General features: G+C 39.1%; 18 protein-coding genes. 5 read left to right on the top strand and 13 right to left on the bottom strand.

All coding sequences use genetic code 11. The annotated features are described in order from the left end of the window. Positions 1-463 precede the first annotated feature (463 nt). Positions 464-1,105, top strand: a complete 642-nt coding sequence (locus ACQKMR_RS07695) for a DUF4272 domain-containing protein (protein ID WP_427696758.1) — start codon at positions 464-466, stop codon at positions 1,103-1,105. Between the two features lie 282 nt (positions 1,106-1,387). On the opposite strand, the gene ACQKMR_RS07690 is transcribed toward ACQKMR_RS07695, so the two are convergent. The 3 genes from ACQKMR_RS07690 to ACQKMR_RS07680 form a co-directional block, all read right to left on the bottom strand. Beyond that, the gene (locus tag ACQKMR_RS07690) at positions 1,388-2,194 is read right to left on the bottom strand and encodes a DUF1444 domain-containing protein (protein ID WP_427696757.1); all 807 of its coding nucleotides are present in this window, start codon (positions 2,192-2,194) and stop codon (positions 1,388-1,390) included. A 50-nt stretch (positions 2,195-2,244) separates the two neighbouring features. Next, positions 2,245-2,556 (bottom strand): thioredoxin family protein, encoded by a 312-nt coding sequence (locus ACQKMR_RS07685; protein WP_340450671.1) that lies wholly within the window; start codon positions 2,554-2,556, stop codon positions 2,245-2,247. 430 nt (positions 2,557-2,986) lie between these two features. Continuing rightward, positions 2,987-3,496 carry a hypothetical protein gene (locus ACQKMR_RS07680; RefSeq protein ID WP_427696756.1) on the bottom strand — a complete coding sequence of 170 codons (510 nt, stop codon included), beginning with the start codon at positions 3,494-3,496 and terminating at the stop codon, positions 2,987-2,989. A 144-nt stretch (positions 3,497-3,640) separates the two neighbouring features. On the opposite strand from ACQKMR_RS07680, the gene ACQKMR_RS07675 reads away from it, so the two are divergent. Continuing rightward, entirely contained in the window at positions 3,641-4,090 is a 450-nt protein-coding gene (locus ACQKMR_RS07675) for a YtoQ family protein (protein WP_427696755.1), read from the top strand. Between the two features lie 205 nt (positions 4,091-4,295). Here ACQKMR_RS07675 and ACQKMR_RS07670 read toward each other — a convergent pair whose 3' ends face one another. From ACQKMR_RS07670 to ACQKMR_RS07660, 3 genes are all read right to left on the bottom strand, one after another. Continuing rightward, complete coding sequence (locus ACQKMR_RS07670) at positions 4,296-5,159, bottom strand: AraC family transcriptional regulator (protein WP_427696754.1); 864 nt, start codon at positions 5,157-5,159, stop codon at positions 4,296-4,298. Positions 5,160-5,351: 192 nt separating this feature from the next. Beyond that, complete coding sequence (locus ACQKMR_RS07665) at positions 5,352-5,864, bottom strand: DUF84 family protein (protein ID WP_427696753.1); 513 nt, start codon at positions 5,862-5,864, stop codon at positions 5,352-5,354. 79 nt (positions 5,865-5,943) lie between these two features. Then, positions 5,944-7,017, bottom strand: coding sequence for a M42 family metallopeptidase (locus ACQKMR_RS07660; protein ID WP_427696752.1), 1,074 nt, complete (start codon positions 7,015-7,017; stop codon positions 5,944-5,946). A gap of 176 nt (positions 7,018-7,193) precedes the next feature. Between ACQKMR_RS07660 and ACQKMR_RS07655 the strand changes: the two genes are divergently transcribed. Further along, a complete protein-coding gene (locus tag ACQKMR_RS07655) occupies positions 7,194-7,511 on the top strand; it encodes a hypothetical protein (protein ID WP_427696751.1) in 318 nt (105 codons plus the stop codon). Between the two features lie 45 nt (positions 7,512-7,556). Here the strand turns inward: ACQKMR_RS07655 and ACQKMR_RS07650 are convergent, their stop codons facing one another. Next, positions 7,557-8,402: a YtnP family quorum-quenching lactonase gene (locus ACQKMR_RS07650; protein ID WP_427696750.1), complete on the bottom strand. Its 846-nt coding sequence runs from the start codon at positions 8,400-8,402 to the stop codon at positions 7,557-7,559. A gap of 219 nt (positions 8,403-8,621) precedes the next feature. Then, positions 8,622-9,260, bottom strand: coding sequence for a tRNA (guanosine(46)-N7)-methyltransferase TrmB (gene trmB / locus ACQKMR_RS07645; RefSeq protein ID WP_427696749.1), 639 nt, complete (start codon positions 9,258-9,260; stop codon positions 8,622-8,624). A gap of 264 nt (positions 9,261-9,524) precedes the next feature. Here trmB and ACQKMR_RS07640 point away from each other — a divergent pair, with 264 nt between their 5' ends. Beyond that, positions 9,525-9,800: a YtzH-like family protein gene (locus ACQKMR_RS07640; protein ID WP_427696748.1), complete on the top strand. Its 276-nt coding sequence runs from the start codon at positions 9,525-9,527 to the stop codon at positions 9,798-9,800. On the opposite strand, the gene ACQKMR_RS07635 is transcribed toward ACQKMR_RS07640, so the two are convergent. The 4 genes from ACQKMR_RS07635 to thpR form a co-directional block, all read right to left on the bottom strand. Beyond that, entirely contained in the window at positions 9,801-10,583 is a 783-nt protein-coding gene (locus ACQKMR_RS07635) for a phosphotransferase (protein WP_427696747.1), read from the bottom strand. A 305-nt stretch (positions 10,584-10,888) separates the two neighbouring features. Further along, complete coding sequence (locus tag ACQKMR_RS07630; protein WP_427696746.1) at positions 10,889-11,833, bottom strand: diacylglycerol/lipid kinase family protein; 945 nt, start codon at positions 11,831-11,833, stop codon at positions 10,889-10,891. After that, a complete protein-coding gene (locus ACQKMR_RS07625; protein ID WP_427696745.1) occupies positions 11,820-12,827 on the bottom strand; it encodes an NERD domain-containing protein in 1,008 nt (335 codons plus the stop codon). Before ACQKMR_RS07625 ends, ACQKMR_RS07630 begins: the two co-directional genes overlap by 14 nt. Before the next feature lie 24 nt (positions 12,828-12,851). Beyond that, on the bottom strand, positions 12,852-13,406 hold the full coding sequence (gene thpR / locus ACQKMR_RS07620) for an RNA 2',3'-cyclic phosphodiesterase (protein WP_427696744.1): 555 nt from the start codon (positions 13,404-13,406) through the stop codon (positions 12,852-12,854). A gap of 511 nt (positions 13,407-13,917) precedes the next feature. Here thpR and ACQKMR_RS07615 point away from each other — a divergent pair. Then, positions 13,918-14,292 (top strand): enoyl-CoA hydratase, encoded by a 375-nt coding sequence (locus ACQKMR_RS07615; protein ID WP_427696743.1) that lies wholly within the window; start codon positions 13,918-13,920, stop codon positions 14,290-14,292. A 715-nt stretch (positions 14,293-15,007) separates the two neighbouring features. On the opposite strand, the gene ACQKMR_RS07610 is transcribed toward ACQKMR_RS07615, so the two are convergent. Beyond that, positions 15,008-16,252, bottom strand: coding sequence for an Nramp family divalent metal transporter (locus tag ACQKMR_RS07610; protein WP_427696742.1), 1,245 nt, complete (start codon positions 16,250-16,252; stop codon positions 15,008-15,010). Positions 16,253-16,501 lie beyond the last annotated feature (249 nt).

Genomic DNA, 16,501 nt, shown 5'->3' with positions numbered 1-16,501 from the left:
ACTGACAGCATAAAAACAAACTACCTTACAGTTTCGCTTTAACTATTTACACTTCCTTCTTTTGTAATAGAATGATTAAAGTCCCTTTTCATCTTTTATCTGTTATTGCTCTAAACGGATGTTTCTTACATCACTTAAGATGTGAATATTGCCGTTTCTAGATAATATTCCTCTGTTCCTAGCTTTCTTGAAGATTGTCTGGGAAATAAATTAAGAAAAAGATTATGAGCTTATTTAATATTTTTATAAACTACTGCGATGCAGAAAATATAAAAATTATGATATAGTTCCTTATAATATTCGGTAGCTTTAGTTCGGGAAGAATTAAACTTTTATTTTCTTGTGGAATTGAGTGGGATAAAGTATATCATTTAGAAGACCAGCAAGTACCTGTGTTATAAAACTAACGGAGCAGCATTCCTGTAATGAATGAGAATGAGAATACTTTATAGTGAGGTGTACAATGAAAAGTTCAACAATTAGAAAAGATCAATCCGAAAATATACTAAGAACATTAAATGTTCCCATTAATGTGCATTTACCCTTAGCAGAAAATGAAGATGAAGTTTCTCTTAGAACAAAAGAAGAAATTATAAACAGAATAATACCATTAACCATTGTTTCAGCAAAAGCACTGAAGGCGCCAAAGGCAGAAATCAAAAAATTCATCAATAGATATAATGCTAATGAATTATTTACAGAAGAAGAACAAAAGTTTATATCAAAATGGCGACCTAAACAGGAAGATTTAATCGCTTATTCCTGGAAATTAGAATGTATATGGGTTCTGCTTTGGTCTGTAAATTTAATATCTGAAATAGATACTCCTGCTAATATGTGTGATGTAGATTTGGTGTTAGAAACGGTTTTAAATCATTCGAAACAAGAATTGCTAAATATGGCCACTTTAAAACCAATTAACGATGTCTTGGATAATCTGGATTTTATTTATCGCGCACATTGGGCTGTAAGAGAAGCCCAACTAAATCATTTGGAAATTCCCTCTGCTCTAGACGAAGGTGTAGTTTACGAAAGACATTATGCTCTTAATTGGTTGGTTAATTACATGAATCAAGAATGGGAAGAGATTAGTACAGATACATAAAACTAAATTTTTATTCAACCCCAAAAGAATCTTGGGAAACAGTTGCTCTTTATGTAGCTCATGCTTCTCTTTCTTTGATTGTTTGGTCTTGAAAATTTGGAGAAAATAAATTATAAAAATGAACCACATTATTTCGTCGGTATAGCGGTAAAAAATAGCCTTAAAACAAATTGTTTCATAAATCTCATAAAAAACAGGCTTAAAATTAAAAATAGGACCCCTGACGAGCTGGAATTTTTCCACACTTGCAGGGGTCCTTATATTTTGTGCAATCTGCTTTACTTACTGTTCACGCTTTTTGTTTTTACCTAAAATAAAGATAGGCTCCAGCTCGTCCTCTTCGTAAAGGAAGGATAAAGCAGTAATCGGTACGTGGCCACTGGCAAAAAAGCTCATCGCCATTTGTGCGAGCACATCATACCCAGTATTATTCTTCACATCTGCAATGATAATGACATCCTGATGAGGAATCGCTACTGCCATTGTTCCCTGAATTTTGTCCTTCACTTCTCGAAGCCATGATTCATTAAGGATTCTGCTTGCGTCGTAGCCATCATTTGTGTTCAAAAAGTAAAATGTATTATCCGCGACGATATCAGACTTCATTTTTGTTGAGAGGGAACGGACATTGAAACGGGCAATCTCTCGGATTCGGTCCCCCTGCCAATTTTCCCGCTGAATCATTTTTTCATCAATCAAACGGTAGGTTTTACCTAAGTCCAGTGCATAAAAGACACGGGTTTCGGCCGTATGCTCATCGAATAAAAACGGGTTTCCTTCTTCCGATTCCATTGGAAAGGACGTCGAACGAATGACTGGGAAAATGAATTTCTCCTTGCCTTCCATGCTGTGCTCTTCCCCCATTACATTCAGACCCTCTTCCACGTAATAGGCAACTTCATCGATGGCTTTTTCCTGAACGTTTTCATAATTAGCTAGCACCGGCGGCAATTCGACGGTGATACCTTTACCCGTTTTCACATTTTCCACTCGTAACGTATCTTTCTTGCTATCGAATTTAAACGTGCGATTATCGTCTTTTAAACGTTCTTTTAAGATGTTTTTCAGCTTCGTGCTATCCATTTTCAAGATTGACCCTCCTCTTCATTGAAAAATCCCCAGCGAGAAGGGGATTTTGATTATAATGCTTGAATGAATTCTTCAATTTGTTCTTGTGTTTTACGATCTTTACTCACGAATCTGCCAAGCTCTTTGCCATTATCATAAGCGATAAAACTTGGTATTCCGAATACATCATTAGCTACACAAACATCGATGTATTTATCACGGTCTACATAAATGAACGTAAATTCAGGGAATTTCGCTTCAATCTCCGGCATTATTGGTTCAATCACACGGCAATCTCCACACCATGTCGCTGAAAAAAGAAAAATATGTTTGCCTTCATTTTTTAATACATCATATTGTTCTACAGTCTGTAAATTTTCCACTTTTGTATTCCTCCAGCTCTAAATTATTATCTTAATTTTTTATAATTCCATCATACCAGACTCTGCATAAATCAACCATTAATACGGATTAGTTGAATTACTTATTAAAAATATAACTAGCTAATATTAATTCTCCATCAAATTAAAAAACTGATTGCTGAATCACAGAAATTCGAAGAATATAAATCGCAGCAAAGCCAATCTATCGCCCTTACTTAAACAGCCTCTGAAGACCTTGTCGCATTACCAGAAGCTTCCGAAGAGGTTAGCACTTCGAGCAAAAATCAATTATCCATTACCTAAGTCAACGAAGCTCCTTCCGAACTAAGTTTCTTTGCCAATGGTATACAATCGGTCACTAGCCAGTTTCATCTTAATGATAACGAAGCTTAATAAGTGAAAGCCCGGAATGATACTTCCGAGCTTTTCCTTATTTCTGAGGCACTGATGAAACGATTTCCATCATTTGTTTCGCATCGTGTTTTATTTGATCTTTATCCGTTTCGGTTGTCAGCTTGACTCCACCGATTCCTACCGCAAGCTCATACTTTTCTTCCGCTAACTCTTTTATTGTGATAAACCCAAATTTATCATCATTTTGAAAGGAATGCAGCACCAAATATTTATCCCCCTGTTCTTTAATCGCCAGAAATAATACGGAGCTGTCTTCATTTTCATTTGGATTCACAAATAATATATAAGCCTGATTATCACTTTTTAAAATCAAATTATTATCATGTTCTTCTTCTACCTTAAAATCCTCTGGCAGATACACCTGAATGAGCCCTGCCTCTATATTTGGCTGTTTCTTATCGTCACGAAATGCCAATTCTGCGGCCTTTACTGCTTTATCAGTTTGCCTTTCAATGCCCGAGCAACCAACAACAAATAGACTGCTCATTAACAGGAAAGTAAGAATTTTATTAATTGATAGAGCCATCGTCATTCCTCCAGCCTTCTCTTTTCCAAAATATTGATTTCAGGATACACTCTTATGCATACTATTATCCTTATTTATGAAATTCATCCATTTTCTCAAAACATGATACAATGAAAACAATTTATATACTAAGGAGGAACAATTATGAAATTAACTGTTTATCTTGCTGGGGAAATCCATACAAATTGGAGAAGTGAATTAAGAGATAAGGCAATCGCCTTGAAGCTTCCGTTGGAATTTGTCGGACCGATGGAAAACCATGAACGTTCCGACAATATCGGAGAAGAAATTTTAGGAGAACAGCCCACCCCGATTTTGAAGGATACGGCCGCTTCCCAAATTAACAATTTGCGGACAGGTCTCTTGATGAAACAAGCCGACCTTGTCGTCGCACTTTTTGGTGAAAAATATAAACAATGGAATACTGCCATGGACGCAAGCACTGCCATCTCTCTGGGCAAACCGCTTATTTTGATTCGTTCGGAATCCCATCACCATGCCTTAAAGGAATTATCGGAAAAGGCGAGTGTCACAGTCGAAACCGTGAACCAAGCTCTGAAGGTGCTTTCTTATATTTTTGAAGATGGATTGTAAAATTCCCCATTCCCGAGACTCTAGTTTTCACCACAATAAACACTATATTATGAAACAGGTACATTAATGCTTTTTAATGTATAAATAAGACGGGGTTAATCTAGCTTTTCAAATCCAAAGTTCATTCAAAATAAAAAGCTTGTAGGGAAAATTAAAAACTTTCTCTACAAGCGAAAACAAATATAATAACCCTTACTCCTCAATACTATTTAACAGGAATCCAAATCTCGGAGTAGTAATCAGGGTTTGAAGCATCATCGTCTGTGTATACTTCCATTTCAGGAGTTCCAGCATGTTCATAACCGCTTGTAGGAAACCATTCCGAAAAAATTCGTTTCCAAACTTCTTGAATAGCATCTGGCATCGGTCCGTGCACTTCAAATATAACCCATTTGGAGGCCGGTATTGTTAGGCTTGAATACTCTTCTGGCGCTTGACCGTCATACTCTGTCGCTATCCAATAATCCATAGTCTCATTTTGTTCCAATATTCGTTTGTCAACACATACTCCCAGCAGCCCTTTTATTTGGCCATTGTTCAACTTTCCTAACTGATGGTCGGTTCCATCCGAATTCACTTTGTCCCAAAGCTTTGGAATTCCAATTAAATTTTCTCCATTAACTAATGAAAACTCTCGCTTGATTCCAATCAATTGAAAGGAATCTCTTTCAATAATATTGTATTTCATCGGTATTTCCCCTTTCAGAATTACCTGTATTACCAGGCGTTCATAAAATGTCAGCTTCCCTATATACTTTCGGGCTTCACTTGGAGATACTCCATGTTGCCTCCGAAAAGCCTTTGAAAAAGCCTCGGGAGTGTCATAGCCATACTTGTAAGCTAAATCAATGACCTTGCAACTTGTACGTGATATCTCCTGAGCAGCTAAAGTCAGTCTTCTACGCCTGACATATTCACCAACGGATATGTCCGTTAATATGGTGAACGTCCGTTGAAAATGAAAGACTGAAGCATTCGCTTGTCTGGATATACTTTCAATGGTTAGGTCATCTAGTAAATGCTCCTCCATATAGTTGATGGCCTTTTGGATTGATTCAACCCATCCCATACCGTTCACTCCTTGTTTCTATACTAGCAACCCTGTTAACGTAATACCTGTCAATTTCTGCTTTGTTGTGACTGTCTTCTATCTTCACCTATCTTCTTAGTCAACCCCTTCAAAGCAATCCTTTGATTTGGAAAGAAGGAGATTACTTTCAAAAGTTCAAAATAGTTAAATCAAAAACCTTTGGACAGAATCTCACTTTAGCATTTTCTGCTTATACTCGTGCTGACCGGCTAGCATTTTCATAATATGAAGGAACATTTCCGATCGGGTAATTCGCTCATTTGTAAACACTCCGATAGCTCCTTCTTTTTTGCTAATATTCGCTTTCTTAGTGAAGTCGTCCATGACCGGACCCAACTCTTCACCGTTTAGCAACCGTTCAGCGACAATTTCCGGGAGTGGAATTCTCGCTCCACCGGCGATGTATATCTCTCCATCCTTCGTAGCCATCGCCCCCCAGTTGCATACGAAAAGGCCGTGCTTCATTTTTACGACACCGCCTTCAAGACCGATTCCGATTTCGGCATCGCTTTGGCTCAAACAATTTTGGGCGCGCGTTACCGCTCCATTCATTGTTTCCTCATCAGAAAATGGCTGTTCCGAGACCCCGCTTTCTACTTGAAGTGAAATGATTTCAGCTTCTTCGTAAACGTCAAATACAGCCTTTACTTTAGCCGGATTTTTACTACCTACTGCTATTTTCAAAATAGTTACCTTCCTTCTATGTAAAAAAAGCTGCTGGAAAAGGGTATAGCTAAACCCTTTTCCATTTCAGCTTCCTCTATTAGCCGTTATTTTTTAATGTCTCAAATGTCGTTTTATCACATGCACGAACTAATTTACCAATCAGTTCACGGGCTGCCGCATAATCATCAATATGAATCATGGACGCATGTGTATGAATATAGCGTGAACAAATGCCAATTACGCTACTTGGAATACCTTCATTCGCAATATGAACTTGCCCAGCATCCGTGCCGCCTTGGGAAACAAAATATTGATATGGAATATCATTCGATTCGGCTGTATCAAGGATAAATTCCCTCATACCGCGATGTGTGACCATCGACCGGTCAAAAATACGGAGAAGGGCTCCCTTACCAAGCTGGCCGAATTCACTTTTACTGCCTGACATATCGTTTGCTGGACTTGCATCTAGGGCGAAGAAAAGATCCGGTTTGATCATATAAGCTGCTGTTTTTGCACCACGCAACCCTACTTCCTCCTGCACCGTTGCTCCGGAGTATAAGATATTTGGTAAAGTTTCATCTTTTAAATCTTTTAACAACTCAATTGCCAGTCCACATCCATAACGATTATCCCATGCTTTCGCAAGAATTTTTTTCTCGTTAGCCATCGGTGTGAAAGGACAAATCGGTACAATTTGCTGACCTGGTTTGACACCAATTCTCTTCACATCTTCCTTATCATCTGCTCCGATATCAATCAGCATATTTTTAATGTCCATTGGTTTTGAGCGTTGTGATTCATCTAACAAATGAGGCGGGATCGAACCAATGACGCCAATAACAGGTCCGTTATCGGTGATGACTTCAACTCTTTGCGCCAAAAGCACCTGACTCCACCAGCCACCTAGAGTCTGAAAGCGAAGCATTCCGTTTTCTGTTACCGAAGTGACCATAAAGCCCACTTCATCCATATGTCCAGCAACAAGTACAGTTGGTCCTTCTTCATTCCCTCTTTTTACACCAAAGATTCCACCAAGGCGGTCTTGAACAATTTCATCTGAATATTTTTCAAGCTCACTCTTCATGAAATTTCGAACAGCATGTTCATTTCCTGAGGCACCTGGTAATTCTGTCAATGTTTTAAAAAGCGCTAAAGTCTCATGATTCATCATTCTACCCCTTAACTATGTATTATTTCTTTCTATTTTACAGAACTTAGTATAATGTTACACTAGAAAGTTTTAATTTATCAGTTAATGGTTAAAATTTCAAATTATTAGTCAAATAAAGAGTTCTTCTGTATACTAGAAAGAGTGATGGAAAAAAAGCAATGGAGGAGAAATTCATGAATTGGAAAACGTTTTTACTAGGTACTGTAGCTGGGTTCGCTGCCGGCTATGCGACAAAACAAATTTTGGATCAATCAAGTAATCCTTCTCCGGATAAAGTGTTAGCCCAAGTGAAGGAAACAGTCAAAAAGGACGGAAACATATATGGCTCATGGATTTTGATGAAGCCGGAAAACTATAAAAAAAATGATTTAGACTATGAAGTGTTTAAAGGCGGCATTACTAGAAACTCAGAGGGAAAACGCGAGCAATTCGAATTTGTAGCAGATGCCTCAACAGGAACAATTTTAGAGCTTAATGCACAAAACGATTGAAATAAAAAGGAGGTCGTCAAAATGACGTCCTCCTTTTTGTTTTCCTTACCGCTTTCGTTTCAGTTCAGCCGTTATTTCTTTACCCGTTTCATTCCATTTGATGGCACAGTAGTGGGCATCATGGTAAAAGCTGTACCATGACCCGTTTTCAAGTCCGGATTTCATCCACTTTTCCTTCGCCTGGATGGAGGTCATCGGATAATCATCGTAAGCGAGTACCCAAAGGACATTCGCATGGGCATGTGTCGGCATAATATCAGCCATATGAATCAGCCTGTCCAAACCATCTTCAATGATGATAATCGCATGTCCATCACTATGTCCGCCGGTATGAATCATTTTTATGCCTTTGGTGATTTCTTTCTCTCCTTTAAACGTGCGAACAAGTGAAGCAACAGCTTCCCAGTTTTCTGACCAATATGTACTTTTTGAACGTATATTCGGGTTTTGCATTTCATCCCATTCAATTTGAGTCGTAATAATTTCTGCGCGTTCGAAAACAGGGACCCAAGCTTCACCTTCACGTTTCGTCAACCCACAGGCATGGTCGAAATGCAGATGAGTCATTAAAATGTAATCGATATCATTTGGTTGAATCCCAAGTTTACCTAAATCCTCAATGAGTTGGGATTCTTCCGTTACCCCAAAATTTCGTTTTTGCTTGTCATTCATCTTCCCGTTACCAATCCCGGAATCTATAAGCATGTTTAATCCATTTGCTTGAACTAAAATTGGATCCGTCCGCAACTCAATCTGGTTATTTTCGTTAACCGGATACTTCTTCGACCAAAGCGGTTTCGGTACAACACCAAACATCGCACCGCCATCCAAGTGGGTTACACCACCGTTCAGCCATGTTAATTTAATTTCCCCTATTTGCAAAGTTTCCATTTTACCCCTCCTCTCCCTTAAGTTTAACATCCGCTTCCATTTATTGAAATTGATAACATCCAGCTCTTTATTTCTCGTGAAAAGGCATTGAAAGAGATTGAGAAAATATGGCCTAACCTTTTTCAAAACGGAAGCGTCATAATCACTGACATCACTAATTTATCCAAAGCTGCCCAAAACAAAAAACCAGATGCTAAGCGCCTGGTTTTTCATCAATTATTATTGAAACTTTGCTTCCAGCCGGTAAATCCGATTGCCTTTACTCGAGAACTTCTCTTCATATTCAGTCATGATATTACCTTCAAAGCTGCTGTTATGCAAATCAAGACTTACATATTTTAAAAGCATACCGTACTCGGAAATACTCATCAAGGAAGACTCAAATAGTCCTTGGTTATCCGTTTTAAAGTGAATTTCCCCTTGATTTGGAAGAATGCCTTCATAAACCTCAAGGAAAGTTTTATACGTTAACCGGCGTTTAGCATGGCGTGATTTCGGCCATGGATCAGAGAAATTTAAGTAGACGCGATCTACATCACCTTTAGCAAAATATTCTCCTAAGTTCGCTGCATCAACATTTAACAACTTTAAATTTGGCACTTCTGCTTCAATTAACAAGTCGAGTGCCGCTACAATGACGCTTCTATATACTTCAATTCCAATGAAATTCACATCAGGATGAGCTTTCGCCATTTCTGTTATAAAACGGCCTTTTCCCGTACCTACTTCAATATATAACGGATTATCGTTACCGAATACTTCATGCCATTTACCTTTATGGCTCACTGGCTGCTGAATCACATATTGCGGAAATTCATTCAAACGGTCTTCAGCCCAAGGTTTATTTCTTAAACGCATGATGACACCCCTATTTATAATATAATCGTTCAAACCATAACACGAGTAGATGGATTCCTGCAAGCTGATTTTTTCAGGAACCCCCGGCGCGCGCCCATTCATTAAATAAAAAAACTGCCGGCCATCATGGCGACAGTCTCTGCAGTTTTCATGTATAAAACTTTCCGCAACACACACCATAAATAAGTGAAGGGCAGGGAAAACCATTTGAGAATCCCTTTTATTCAGGCTCACTTTTACTATTTAAGAAAGGAGTGGAATTATATGCCGCTTTCCCACGAACATCAAATGGCACTATTAAAAGATATATTAACCAACCATCAAACAGACTGCTGCGGTTCCGTTTCTGAATGCGAACAGATGGAAAGGCTCGTCAAATCCTTGTTGATCAATATGGATATTGATAGTAGCGTGAAAACGGTACTGACGGAGATTTACGAATACAGTCAGTCAGGCATCGGTGCCGCCGATTTAGAAGCACATATAGCAACCCACCAGAACGACTTGTCCCAATGGGTGGATGACATTGATCAATACTAATCAGCCAGCCATTAATAGCACTTCAAGTTTATGAAGTAAATCGTTTCTTTCCTCGTACCGTTTTCTACGATGATGCCATTGGATGGAAAGCACAAGTTGTGAAACCGTGTGCCATTTCATCCTCATCTCCAGGCCTGCGTCAAGCTTCTTGCCATAACGGGCAAGCCACTGATTCCATTCTTCCCTTGGGACGTAGGAGTACAGGAGTATGCCGAGGTCAATGGCTGGATCGCCAATGACTGCTCCGTCCCAATCAATTAGAAACAATCCGTCAGTTTCGGTCATGAGCCAATTATTGTGGTTCACATCACAATGACAAACGACTTTTTCGTCGCATTCAATCAAGAGGAGATTGTTCTGTAAAAAATGAATGGCTTCCTTGATTATCGGAATATCCGTAACATCCGAAGATAACCCTGTTTCTATGTCTGTAAGTATACTTTCAGGTCGTAAAGGGGATTTCCCAAGCCTTTTGAGCATGCTTAACAAAGGATCGGATTGATGAATTTTTTGAAGCAGCTTTGCGACTCTTATATTGTTCATTTCCTGCTGAGATAGCTCCCTGCCTTCCATCCAATGCTGGGCCGTAATTACATCCCCATTTTCCAAGCGTTTTGTCCACATTAACTTTGGAACAATGCCCTCAGCTGAAAGAACAGCTAAAAATGGCGATGAATTTCGTTTCAGGAAGAGCTTCTGTCCATCTTTCTCGGCAATAAAGGCTTCTCCTGTAGCTCCTCCAGCAGGGGATATATCCCACTCCTGACCTAATAAATGTTTCAACTGGTTCACCTTCGATTTCCTCGCTTAATCATACAAATGTGGGTACGTTCACCTAGTGTATGTATTACCACTACTTTGAGTCCATGTTTAATAAAAAACCCGCCTGCTGGCGAAGCTGCATGTATACGTGCATCGGGATGATACCCCGTAATTAAAAACATCCTCATATTAGAGAAATAAAAAAATAGCTATTGAGCAATTAAACAATAGCCATAAATTAAATTTTAGTTGAAATACCGTTTCTTCGTCAAGTACTATAAAACGATTATACGCATAAAACAACAACAAATAAATCATTTCAAAACTTAAAATGAAATACGGCCCTTGAACATGACACAGATTTTCTCTTTCAGAACCACTACTGCTACCTCATCCATCCCAACAATTTCTCCATCTGACTGAATTTTAGCTGACCCAAAATTCTTAATTTGAATCATTTTACCAGAAAAAAAATCAACGTTATTGATGTTTAGATGCCCACCCCATAAAACGGTGGTGAATACGGTTAATAATTTCATAATCGAAATGTCATGGACCGCAATCACATCCAACATGCCATCGTCTGGCTTTGACTTCGGTGAAATTTTCATCCCGCCGCCAAAATAAGGCTGGTTTGCGATAACAATGAACCATACCTTTTTTAACTGATGTCTATTTCCATCAACGGTCAAATTCATATAGCTGGGCTGGTACGTAAATAGCTTTTTTATAAAAATAAACAGATAAATTAATTTACCCGCTTTCACAAGATTAAACCATTTTTTTAGAGGGGAACGGTCCGCTTCATAAGAAATTTCAGCATCAATACCCATTCCAAGGCTGTTCATAAAATATCCGGTCTGACCATTTGTCTCAAACTTCCCGATGTCAACAGCCTTGCCGACATTTTCCTGAAATATCGAAAGGGCTTCCTCTGCACTCTTGGTTTTCTGAACTCCCCTTACATAATCATTGCCAGAACCAGCTGCAAGGGAGCCAATGATAGCATGAGGAAACTCAGCAGCACCATTTACCAATTCATGTAAGGTGCCATCTCCCCCAACTGCAATTATTCGGGTTTTCTGATTAGTCTGGGAAAGAATTTCCTTCGTCAACCTTAACGCATGCCCTTTTTCTTTCGTAAAAAAGACCTCATAGGGAACATCTTCTGATTTCAGTATTTCCTCGACCCTTTTCCAGATTTTAACACTCCCTTTATTTCCGGCCATTGGATTGACAATGAAATACATCGTTTCATTAAGGAGCTGCATGCTCTTTTCCCTCTGCTTGATTATAATCGGTATCCCATTCTGGACGTATGCTCGAAGTAGTCTGGCAATATTCCAGCAAAGCCTGCGCACCTTTTAACTGCTGAGCTTTAAGGGGAGACGAAATTGTCCGCATCCTTTCAAACCATTCCGGGAATGCCCGTTTATCCAATATATCGATATCATACGGCGTTTCCGGGTAATCCACATACCCATTTCGGGAAAGAACCACTTTTTTAATCGGCAAGTTCACTTCATATAGCTCAAATAACTGGGAGACGATGCTTCCCATCCGATTGACAGCCAATAACGGATTGAGCACTTTTTTGTCAGGATACTTATGATGCCGGCGGACCCAGAATCGATCACTCGATCCAATAAAAGCCGAATCTTCTTCCGCTTCCAAAAATGTTATGCACCAGGCGTCCACAGGCGTTAATAAAATGACATCGACTTCGACAGGCGCATTTTTTAATAGAAAGATAGGTTTGTATAACACCAGAAACGTATCCGGAAACCGCTGCAGAAAAAAGCGGAGCCTTTCATCCAAAAGGAATGATTGGTCCACAAATGACTTTTCTCGAAGCGTCGAGCTGCCCCATTTCATTTGAAATCGGAGCAGCTGATTTAAAAAGTTCTGTTTTAATTCATCCAGATTAGCTGGATTAGAGGGAAACCTTAATGAAAAGACATTTTCAATTCTACCCGGGTTCGGTATTTGCTGCTCTTCGACCTCTAGCGCTAGTTTATCTGAACGGTGGAATAGGCCTTTCACCTTGTTGAACAGGCCTCGTGGCTCCTCCTGAGGTGTCTCGTCCTGCACAAGGGTTTCCGTTACATCATGTTGCCTATACAGCTGATCTAGCTCGCCCGCGTGATAAGCAGCCTTCAATTTATCCCATTGCTGCTTTTTTAATTTTGCAAATTGTGTTGGATATCGATAAATATCCTGCTCATACCGAGAAATATAATCCTGCATTTTTATGAGCTGTGCCATTCGATCACCACCCATCTTCCTCAATTATTGAAGGTTTATCGTAAAAATCTGTTCGTATGAAGGGGAAACCCCAAGATGTGTTTGATAAAGCGCAATCTGAGCTGCTTCAAAATGCTTCGACTCCAAATTTGCTATCTGCCGGACCCTTTCTATCGAAAAGAGACTCTCACCCTCGAATTTTCTTGCCAGCGTTATATGCGGCTTAAACGGCTTTTTATCCAGTTCAAAGCCTGTCTGCACACACGATTCGTAGATTTTTCTTTGAATGGTAAAAAGTCTGTCTTGCTGTTTGACACCTGCCCAAAGAATTCTTGGGCTCTCATTTTTGCCAAAAACCCCAATATCCCCGAGTTCCAGGTCAAACATGGTCTCATTTGCAAGCTCGCTTTTCACTCGCCCTAGGGCATCCTTTTTCATTGAATCAGGAGCATTCCCTAAAAACGCCATCGTAATATGATAATCGGCTTGATGCAGCCATTTCTTAAATGGAAACTCCGATTTGATTTGTTCTGTCGCATCATTTAAAAAAGTCTTTATATCATCAGGTAACACCAAAGCAAAGAAAAAATGAGTATTCATTCGTCACTATCATTCCTTCCTGTTCTCCATATAATTTTACCATAATCCCAATTGGGAATACCTTCCTTTAACTTACTCTTAGAGATTTCCTTTAAGTGAAAAAAAATCTGAAGTTCCCAGTCTTCCCTTTACAGCAATTCTTTATGCCATCTCGTTATCGCTGGTTCGGTGTCTACAACTAACTTGTCTTTTCTAAATACATACCTGCACTCTGGTTGCCGTCTAAGCAGTGACGGTATTCTTCACCAAGCAGAATAATGAAATTGACTTACTTGCCGATATCCATCCTATAATCATGAGTAATCCCCCAATGCCATAAACATAATAGGTAAATTTACGAAGGACTTTTGTATACCTTAACTAAAATTCCTGACTATCACCGAATTTTTCGTATAACGTTTGAATAAACGCATGTATTTTTTTATGAATGGTTATTCATTTATTATTTAATCGTGTTATATTTTATATGGTTAGACATTGGAAATCTAGATATTTAGGGAGGAAGAACTTAATGCTTAAACCTGGGGATGTATATACGTGGGAACGAGCCTTTACTGAAGAGGAAACGTTACAATTCGCTGAACTTTCCGGAGACCAAGGCAGGCATCATATGGAACGCGATGAAAAAGGGCGATTAATGGTACATGGATTATTAACAGCTAGCATAGGGACTAAAATTGGGGGCGATTTGAATTACATCGCCCGTGAAATGGTCAATGAATTCATTCGTCCCGTTTTTACAGGTGACACCATTACATGTGAGCTAATTTTGACAGAAGTGGAACAGAAGGAAGGTTTCAAAAAAATTGCCCTCAAATTCGTTTACCGCAATCAAAAGGAAAAGGAAGTTTTGATCGGGACAAGTCACGGTATTATCAGGGATTAATCGGAGGACGGATTATCCTACCTGAAGGTCGAATTAATCGGAGCCAAGGACGGATTATTCTACGTGAAGGTCGAATTAATTATAGGCAAGGTCGAATAATCAATAAAAGCAAGAGAAAAGGACCAGTACCTGGTCCTTCCAGTTTGTATGTTTTAATTCCGGACTCCTTTTGAAATTCCCTTTGAATTTTACTCAAGATTAAGAGATTGGGCCTCTACGAGCCCACTATATTAAGCCATTCTTGGACCTTGCCATGTCCAATTGGCCATCTTCTTTAAATTCATGGCAGCGAAAGTAAGTATCGTCATCACCTCAAGTTTTAATACTCCTATTTTAAAACAAAAAAGACTGTAGGCAAAAGCGGTTATATCTAATTGTTAAAACAAAGTTGATTGGAACGGATGGTGCGAGACTCCTGCGGGAAAAGCGCGTCCAAGGGAGACCCCACAGGCGCAAAGGCGCCGAGGAGGCTCCCGGACCGCCCGCGGAAAGCGAGTTCCCTACGTTCCAATCAACGTTCGAATTTTTAAACTCTCAAAAAAACTGTAGACAAACTCGATTTTCATCGAGTTTGTCTACAGTCTGAAAGGACCAGCACCTGGTCCTTCAACTTTTCTTTTTCATTCTAATTAATGCTATGGGAATATGACTGTGGAGGACTATACTGCTCCATAAAATCCACGTTCCACTCTCCAAACATAATATTCCCTACTCTTTAGCTGAAAATTGTTTCGTAAAGGAGGAACAAATTCAGCCCGATAATAAGTACAGCGATAAGCCAGGCTATGCTGGAGGTGACTTTATGGTTGACTAGATTGCCCATAACTTTTTTATTGCTCGTAAACATGATTAACGGAATTAAAGCAAACGCGATTCCAAATGAGAGAACCACTTGACTCATCACAAGTGCTTTAGATGGGTTTACTCCCCACAGTATAATGGCTAAAGGAGGGACTGTCGTAATGACTCTTCTCAAATAAATCGGTATATGCCTTTTAATAAAGCCCTGCATGACTACATCACCTGTCATCACACCAACGGCAGAACTTGATAATCCTGCAAACAATAGTCCTATCCCAAAAAACAACGCGACAGAAGGTCCAAGCATGGCACCAAATTGTTGATATGCAACATCTAAATCCTCAACAAGTATTCCACTTTTATGAAACAAAGCTGCTGAAACAATTACCATGGCGGCATTGATTGCACCTGCAATAAGCATGGCTATAATTATATCAATTAACTCAAATCGAAAAATCTTTTTTCGTTCTAAATCGTTTTTACCGACAATTCTTTTCTGCGTTAAAGAAGAATGAAGGTATATCGCATGTGGCATGACGGTCGCTCCAAGCATACCCGCAGATAGTAATATACTATCTACCCCCTCGAATTTTGGAGTAAAAAGTCCCAAAACAACGGCAGAAGTATCAGGTTTTGCATAAAAAACTTGAGCCCCAAATGCAATAACTACAACAAAAATCATGACTGTGATCAAGGCCTCGAATGTCCGATACCCTCTACGCTGGATTTCCAATATGGCAAAAGAGGCAATCGCCGCAATAATGGCAGATGTGATAAGCGGCAGATCAAAAAGCAAATAGATTCCGAGTGCCGCTCCTATAAATTCAGCTAAATCGGTTGCCATGATAACCGCTTCAGCCTGCAACCATAATAAAAAAGATGTCTTTTTTGAAAATCTCTCCCTACATAGCTCAGGAAGATTTTTCCCAGTGGCAATTCCTAATTTAGCAGACAATGACTGGATTAGAACAGCCATTAAATTAGAGGCAAAGATAACCCATAATAACGAATAGCCATATTTAGATCCTGCCGTAATATTTGTAGCATAATTCCCTGGATCAATATAGGCAACAGCGGCTATAAATGCTGGACCTAGATAAGGAAGCAGTTTTTTTATTCCGTTAGAAGAAGATTGATGTATTTCAATGTAATCAGACATATTTAATTCAACCCCTTTTTACATGCAACTCAAAATGTTGCGATAGGTAAACTTTTTAAGTTATATGAAAGTATATTCCTAGATCTTTAAAATGTCAAAAGGAACAAACTGATAATATTGAAAATAGTTTAGCGGTAAAAGTTGAAGAACAGAGCTAATCGAGCGAGAATAATAAAAAACGCCTTAGTGAACATTGTCATCTAAACTTACTCATTTCCCGATTACATGTAATCTTCATTTTTGGGTGGC

The sequence above is a fragment of the Peribacillus sp. NPDC096540 genome (assembly GCF_050278525.1).
GTDB lineage: Bacteria > Bacillota > Bacilli > Bacillales > DSM-1321 > Peribacillus.
The sequence above is the reverse complement of the archived record's forward strand: the minus strand, read 5'-3'. Positions and strand labels throughout refer to the sequence as shown.